Consider the following 861-nt stretch of genomic DNA (forward strand, 5'->3'; position numbering starts at 1 on the left):
CCTCGAGACGAAATCCGGCGCGATCACCGAGATCAGCACGCAGCCGGGCGCGGCTTCCATCACCGCCGTGGCGCGCGGGCTGAGCGCGCGGTTCTTGAGCACAACATAGCCGCCGATACGGGTGAGATACGTCACGCCGGCCATCGCCAGGATGGCAAGCACGGTCATCGGGTCGATCATGTCTCACCTGCCAGGAACCACGCGGCCACCAGGCCGGACAGCGCGCCGGCCGCCACATACCAGGCGCCGGGCACAACGAGATAGGTGAGCGCCGCCACCACGAGGCTGACCAGCCAGGGCCGCGCCGCGGCAAAGCCTTTCCACATGCCCCGCAGCAGCACCAGGAAGACGGCCGGGAAGGCCATCGCAAAACCATATGTCTCGACGTCGCCAAGCACAGGCCCGAGCGCCGCGCCGCAAGTCGTGAACGCCACCCAGGCGAGGTAGACGGACAAGCCGGCGCCGAGATAGAAAGGCAGGCTGAAGGCCGGCCGCGTGCCGGCCGTGGCACGGCGCTGCGCATCTGCAAGGCCCACCGCCCAGCTCTCGTCGCACATCAGGAACAGCGCCGGAAAAACCTGGCGCTTCGGCAGGTGCCTGATGAAAGGCGCAAGCGCTGCACCCATCAGGAAATGCCGGCTGTTGACCAAAAGCGTGATGGCGGCGATCAGCAGGACATGCGGTGGCGAGGTCCAGAGCTGGATCGCGGCGAATTCGGAGCCGCCGGCGAAGTTGAGCCCGGTCATCAGCGGCACCTCGAGCACGCTGAGGCCCCTCTGCGCGGCCTGCGCGCCGAGCACCAGCGCATAGGGAACGACGCCGAGCAGCACCGGCGTCGCGGCAGCTAGCCCGCGCCGGAAC

At 68.4% G+C, this 861-nt stretch carries 2 protein-coding genes; both read right to left on the bottom strand.

Annotated elements, in window-relative coordinates:
* A partial coding sequence (locus EOA27_RS38370) for an AzlD domain-containing protein (RefSeq protein ID WP_189562378.1) occupies positions 1-180 on the bottom strand: 180 nt, incomplete at its 3' end.
* A partial coding sequence (locus EOA27_RS38375) for an AzlC family ABC transporter permease (RefSeq protein ID WP_145970901.1) occupies positions 177-861 on the bottom strand: 685 nt, incomplete at its 5' end. The genes EOA27_RS38375 and EOA27_RS38370, both read right to left, overlap by 4 nt.

The organism is Mesorhizobium sp. M2A.F.Ca.ET.037.01.1.1, from assembly GCF_003998075.1.
Taxonomy (GTDB): Bacteria; Pseudomonadota; Alphaproteobacteria; order Rhizobiales; family Rhizobiaceae; genus Mesorhizobium.